Origin of the sequence: Lentzea sp. NPDC060358, assembly GCF_042725365.1 — a bacterium.
Lineage (GTDB): Bacteria > Actinomycetota > Actinomycetes > Mycobacteriales > Pseudonocardiaceae > Lentzea.
The window spans coordinates 1-5,460 of sequence record NZ_JBHXCW010000372.1; the positions used below are offsets into that span (position 1 = coordinate 1).

Sequence of the window (5,460 nt, forward strand, 5' to 3'; positions counted from 1 at the left end):
GACGCTGTGGTTCGTGAAGGGGCGTTCTGCTGTCAGCAGAACGCCCCTTTCGCGTCCGAGACCTGCTGTCACGATGTTCTGCATGGCGGAGATCCTGGACTTCAAGCGCGCACCCCAACCGCTCTGGCGTGAGGCCCTCGGCCGCAAGCTGCGCGAGACGAGGGAGGAACTGGGCGAGCGCCTCGTCGACGTGGCCGACCGCGCGGGCATCTCGGTGCAGTACCTGTCCGAGATCGAGCGCGGCCGCAAGGAGCCGTCGAGCGAGATGATCGCCGCCGTGGCCGGGGCGCTGGGCGTCGACCTGGCCGACCTGCTGATCGGGATTGCCGGTCTCGTGCGCCACGGCTACGCGGTGCCTTTACGCGGCAACGGCCACTTCCACACCTCACGTCCCACTGGCCGTCCCTCGGGTCCCGTGCTGATGGCGGCCTAGCGCCTGTCCCCACGGCTAGCGCCGTCGTTCGAGCACCCGGTCCACGAGCCCGTACTCGACGGCGCCGGAGGCGTCGAACACGCGGTCCCGGTCGGTGTCGTGGCGCAGCTGCTCCACTCCCCTGCCGGTGTGCCTGGACAGGATGTCCTCGAGCTGCGTGCGCACCCTGACCACCTCGTCCGCCGCGAGGATCAGGTCGGGGATCGTGCCGCGCCCCTGGGCGGCGGGCTGGTGCAGGACGACCCTGGCGTGAGGCAGCACCGCCCGGCGTCCTTCGGCACCGGCGGCGAGCAGCACGGCTCCGGCCGCGACCGCCTGACCGACGCAGGTGGTCGCCACCGGCGCCTCGATGTAGCGCATGGTGTCGTAGAGCGCGAGCATCGCGGCCGGGTCACCGCCCTCGCAGTTGATGTAGAGGTTGATCTCCAGCTCCGGGTTGTCCGCCTCGAGGTGCAGCAACTGGGCGATCAACGCGTTGGCGACGCCGGAGTCGATGCCGGTGCCGAGGTAGACGATCCGTTCGGAGAGGAGGTGGGAGTAGACGTCCATGACCCGCTCGCCACGCGCGTCCCGCGTGATGACGTTGGGGATCGTGTAGGTGCTCATGCGACAGCTCCCGAGTGCAGTCCGAGTTGATGCGTGCGCACGGGCACCACTTGCCCGAGATCGCTGACGATGTGGTCGATGAACCCGTACTCGAGCGCCTGCGCGGTGGTGAACCACCTGTCGTGCAACGAGTCCGTGAAGACGCGGTCGAACGGCTGACCGGTGTCCTCGGAGATGAGGCCGAGCACGGTGTCTCGCGTGTAGCGCAGGTCGTCCGCCTGCACCTCGACCTCGACGGCCGACCCGCCGATGCCCGCACTCCCCTGGTGCATCAGGATCCGCGCGTGCGGCAAGGCGAACCGCTTGCCCTTGGTGCCCGCCGACAACAGGAACTGGCCAGCGCTGCACGCCAGTCCGAGCGCGAGCGTCGCCACGTCGCACGGCACGAGCCGCATCACGTCGCGGATGGCCAGCATCGCGGGCACCGACCCACCCGGCGAGTGGATCCACAGCGCGATGTCCTGCCTCGGGTCCTCGCTCGCCAGCGACAACATCTGGGTCGCGAGCACCGTGCCGTTGTCGTCGTCGAGGCCGCCGTCGAGAATCAGCACCCGCTGACCGAAGAACCGTTCTCGCAGCCCTGGGCTGAAGAGCTTCTCGTTGTTCGTCATGGCCCTGACGATGCCGGTGCCACGACGCGGTTCGCCGCTTTCTCTGCTGTGGGCAGATCAGCTCACAGCAGGCGCGCACTCGTCGCCGTTCGCCTCGGCAGTCCGATGAGGACAACACCCGCGCACAGTCGCAGCGTCCCCACGAATTCCGTCACACCACGAAAGAAACTGATTTTTCCGTCAAGCCTTCAAATGATTCCTCACCAATGCGAAAGACACCTACCAGCGGAAACACCTTGACCCGAGGGCATCGACACAATGCATCAAACGGGTGATAAATCAACCTCATCGAGGTAATAGCACTCCGTCGACAGGCATTCGGCTGGCACCATATCGCACGAGCCATTTCACCGTTGGGGAGCGGTGCGGACAGAGAGAGGCAGGTTCACGGTGCCGGGGGAGATCATCTGTTCGTTCGCGGCACTGGACGTGCTCGGTGAAGCATTGCGGATCAACGTGCGCAGGTTCCCGTTCACCATTCCACACCACGGCACCACGCGTGAGGACCGCCTCCGGCTGGTCGAGGCCGTGCACCACAACTTGATCGACCGGGGCCTGGTGCGCGACGGCGAGTTCGCGCCGGAACTCGTGCAGGCGCTGCAGGTGTTCGCCCGCGGACCTCTCGTGACAGCCCTGGTCGGCACTGCCGGTGGCATGCAGCCAGTGGCACTCGCGGTCACCGACGGCAGTACGGGCGTGGTCGCAGAGCAGCAGGAAGAGGCCATCGCATTCCGGTTCTGCCAGTCCGACACCGCTGTTTCCCACCTGGTTCGACTGCTGCCCTCCATGCGCCCCGGCCCGGGAATGTCCGTCACGGTGACCGACACCTCGATGCCGGCAGGTCGGAGACGCGTGCACGAGGACTTCTCCGAACACACCTTCAAATCTCCGGTGAAGGCAACCGCGCCTTCCCCGGCCGGACAACGGGCAACTGCCGAGGAGATCCTGCGTCGCCCACGACTGGGTGCCGGCTACCTACAGGTCTCAGCGCTCGGCAGAGACGGGAGGGAGAGGGCCCTGGGGACGATCAATTATCTGGACACCGACGTCGGGAGGTACGCGGTGATCCCCGACACCGACCAGGACGGACGAGCGACCGCTACGTACACCCCTGCTGACCAGGCCAAAATCGAAGGTCATCTCAGCAGGATCATCAACTCGCACCGGTGACTCGAAAGAACCGGCCCCGTGCGCGAAGTGCCCGATTCGCCGCACAGGACCACCACTGCTTGTTACCGTGTTGACACGCAGCGTTAGAGAGGGGACTGGCCATGCCAGAGGCGCTCTTCGCAGGCATGAAGGGGATCAGCGACTCGATAGCCCGATTCTCGGCTTCGGTCGCCGCAGGTGTCGGTGTCAGCGATTCCGGTGGCCAAGCCCTGATCACAGCCGTCGAAAAGATGCACGACGGCATCACGGAGGCGCTGAAGAGAGCGGACTACCTGAGCGCGGAGCCACCGCTGGGGACCACTCCGGCCGCACAGATCTACAAGCCGTTCCTGGCCAGTATCGCCACCGATCCCGCACAAGGCTTCATCACCGCGGCCAAGGAGTTCCAGAAGGACCTGGAGCAGATGCGCTCCGACGTGGAGAAGGCGATGGCCGCTTACAAGACCGCAGATGAGGACTCCAAGCAGGGCATCAGCAGGGCCGGTGGCCCCGTCGCCTCCGCCTGACCAACCAGGAAGGCAACTCGTGAACACTCGAATCGTCCTGGCCGGTCTCGCCGCTGCCATGCTCGTCGCTGTCACGGCGTGCACCAGCTCGACGACTGATGGCGAACCCAAGCCGATGCCGAAATCCGGCAGTTCCTCGTCCAACGACAGCGCGACGAGTCCGTCGACCTCGACCAAGGCCAGCAGCTCACTGGCGGACGCCGACCCGTGCAGCTTGCTCACCAGGAGCGAGGCGGAACAGGTACTGGGCCCGCTGAAGGAGGCCCCGGCCCAGGAGACGCTCGGCTCGTCACTCACCTGTGAGTTCTCCCCGACGGGAAAGAGTCTGTCGGTGGGCACGCGAACCAACGTCGGATTGTCGGGGGTGCCTGCCGGAGGAGGGATGAAGGACCTCGCTGTCGGCGGCCATCAAGCGAAGCAGGGGTTGCTCGCCGGCGGCAGCTGCGGTGTCTACCTCGGGATCACCTCGTCGTCGCGAGTCGACGTCGTGCTGAACGCAGGCGCGTCAACGGATCCGTGTCCGCTGGCGTTGAAGATCGCCGAGCTGGTCGAGCCGAAGTTGCCGTAGTCGCTGTGACGGGAGAGGGGTGCGGGCGATGAACGAGGGTGCATCAGGCAGACCGTCCGATGTGTACTCGCGCTACGGCGTGGAGCGGCACTCGGAGGTGCAGACGGGCCGGCAGGTACAAGATCAGGTCGACGGCGACATCCAGGCCCGCTTCGGCCCGTTGTTGGGCATGATCGTCAGCATGCTGCAGGCGCCGAACCGGGTGGACGACGCGCTGGACGCGCAGGCCGCACAGCTCAGGAGCCAGGTGCTGACGCGGTCCGCTCCCCCTCCGCCGGACGCGCACTACATCGGGATCTCGCACCAGCAGTTGCACGAGTCGGTCAACAACGGGGTCGATCCGGGCGCGATCGGCGAGCTCGGCGACATCTGGACCCAGATCGGCAACGAGCTGGCGGCCTTCGACGACGACGTCGCCACGGCGATCGGGAACAGCGAGACGGACTGGACCGGCGTGGCCGGTGACGGGGCGCGGCAGGCCTTGGCGACCATGGGCAACCGCGCCGGTGAGACCGGCATCGCCGCGCAGTTGGCCGGAACGTTGTTCACCCAGCAGTCGCGGGCGCTGAGCGATGCGAAGAACACCGTGCCACCGCCGCCCGCGCAGCCGTACGACGCGGCGGCGTCGCGGGAGCGGTTGATGTCGATCACCGACCCGATCCAGTTCGTCCTGCAGGCGGCGGCGGACAGGGCGGCGTTCCAGCAGCAGCAGGCCGATCACGAGCGGGCCGCGCGGGCCGTGGAGGCCTACGACCGCACCGTGTCGCAGACCGCTGCGGCGCAGCCGGCCTTCGCGCCCGAACCGCCTGCCCCGCCACAGGATCCGGCCGATCCCGGCAGGCCACCGATCGCGTCCGATCCGGGTGTCACGAGCCGGGCCACCACGCCGTCCCCGCGAGTGGGCGATGCCACGACCACCGCCTCGTGGACGACCCCGCAGACACAGAACCCGGGCACCACGACCACGAGCGGCCTCAACAACCTCGGCACCACCAGCCCCAGCGCGAGCACCCAGGGCACAAACACCAACCAGCCAGGAACCAACAATCTCGGCCTGGCCAGCGGCACCCATCAGCCAGGCACCAAAACCCCGCAAGGAGCCCCCAGCAGCCGACCCGGCGGCGGAACGGGTGGCGGAGCAGGCGGCCGCAGCGGTGGCGGCAGTGGAGGCGGAGGCGGAGGCGGAGGCGGAGGCGGAGGCGGCAGCCGAACGCCCGGAGGCGGCCTGGGCGCCGGCAACCCCAACACCACCAAGGGTTTCAGCCCCGGCGGCTCCACCGGCGTGATGCCGGGAGCCGAAACTGCAGCAGGACGCGGCACAGGGGCGCCGGGCGCACCAGGCCGACCAGGTGCCGCCGGCGGCGCACCGGGCGGCATGGGAGCCGCTCCGGCCAAGGGCAAGGGCGACGAGGACATCGAACGGACGTCTCCGTCCTACCTGCTGGAGGCGGACACGGACGACATCTTCGGCAACAACGCCTTGGTGGCCCCACCGGTACTGGGCGAGTAAGACCCAAGAACCAAGAAATCCCAGCCGATTCCAATATGGAATGGCCAACATAAGCC

7 protein-coding genes are annotated in these 5,460 nt (G+C 67.6%); 5 read left to right on the forward strand and 2 right to left on the reverse strand.

Annotation, left to right across the window (positions count from 1 at the left end):
- Window positions 1–82: 82 nt before the first annotated feature.
- Window positions 83–433 (forward strand): helix-turn-helix domain-containing protein, encoded by a 351-nt coding sequence (locus ACFWGZ_RS39255; protein WP_382456671.1) that lies wholly within the window; start codon window positions 83–85, stop codon window positions 431–433.
- A 15-nt stretch (window positions 434–448) separates the two neighbouring features.
- On the opposite strand, the gene ACFWGZ_RS39260 is transcribed toward ACFWGZ_RS39255, so the two are convergent.
- Complete coding sequence (locus tag ACFWGZ_RS39260) at window positions 449–1,039, reverse strand: ClpP family protease (protein ID WP_382456672.1); 591 nt, start codon at window positions 1,037–1,039, stop codon at window positions 449–451.
- Complete coding sequence (locus ACFWGZ_RS39265; RefSeq protein WP_382456673.1) at window positions 1,036–1,650, reverse strand: ClpP family protease; 615 nt, start codon at window positions 1,648–1,650, stop codon at window positions 1,036–1,038. Before ACFWGZ_RS39265 ends, ACFWGZ_RS39260 begins: the two co-directional genes overlap by 4 nt.
- A 390-nt stretch (window positions 1,651–2,040) precedes the next feature.
- Between ACFWGZ_RS39265 and ACFWGZ_RS39270 the strand changes: the two genes are divergently transcribed.
- The 4 genes from ACFWGZ_RS39270 to ACFWGZ_RS39285 all read left to right on the forward strand — a co-directional run bounded on the left by ACFWGZ_RS39270 (window position 2,041) and on the right by ACFWGZ_RS39285 (window position 5,404).
- Complete coding sequence (locus ACFWGZ_RS39270) at window positions 2,041–2,820, forward strand: ESX secretion-associated protein EspG (RefSeq protein WP_382456674.1); 780 nt, start codon at window positions 2,041–2,043, stop codon at window positions 2,818–2,820.
- Between the two features lie 101 nt (window positions 2,821–2,921).
- Window positions 2,922–3,326, forward strand: coding sequence for a hypothetical protein (locus ACFWGZ_RS39275; RefSeq protein WP_382456675.1), 405 nt, complete (start codon window positions 2,922–2,924; stop codon window positions 3,324–3,326).
- 19 nt (window positions 3,327–3,345) lie between these two features.
- A complete protein-coding gene (locus ACFWGZ_RS39280; RefSeq protein ID WP_382456676.1) occupies window positions 3,346–3,894 on the forward strand; it encodes a DUF3558 domain-containing protein in 549 nt (182 codons plus the stop codon).
- Between the two features lie 28 nt (window positions 3,895–3,922).
- Entirely contained in the window at window positions 3,923–5,404 is a 1,482-nt protein-coding gene (locus tag ACFWGZ_RS39285; protein WP_382456677.1) for a hypothetical protein, read from the forward strand.
- Window positions 5,405–5,460: the final 56 nt, after the last annotated feature.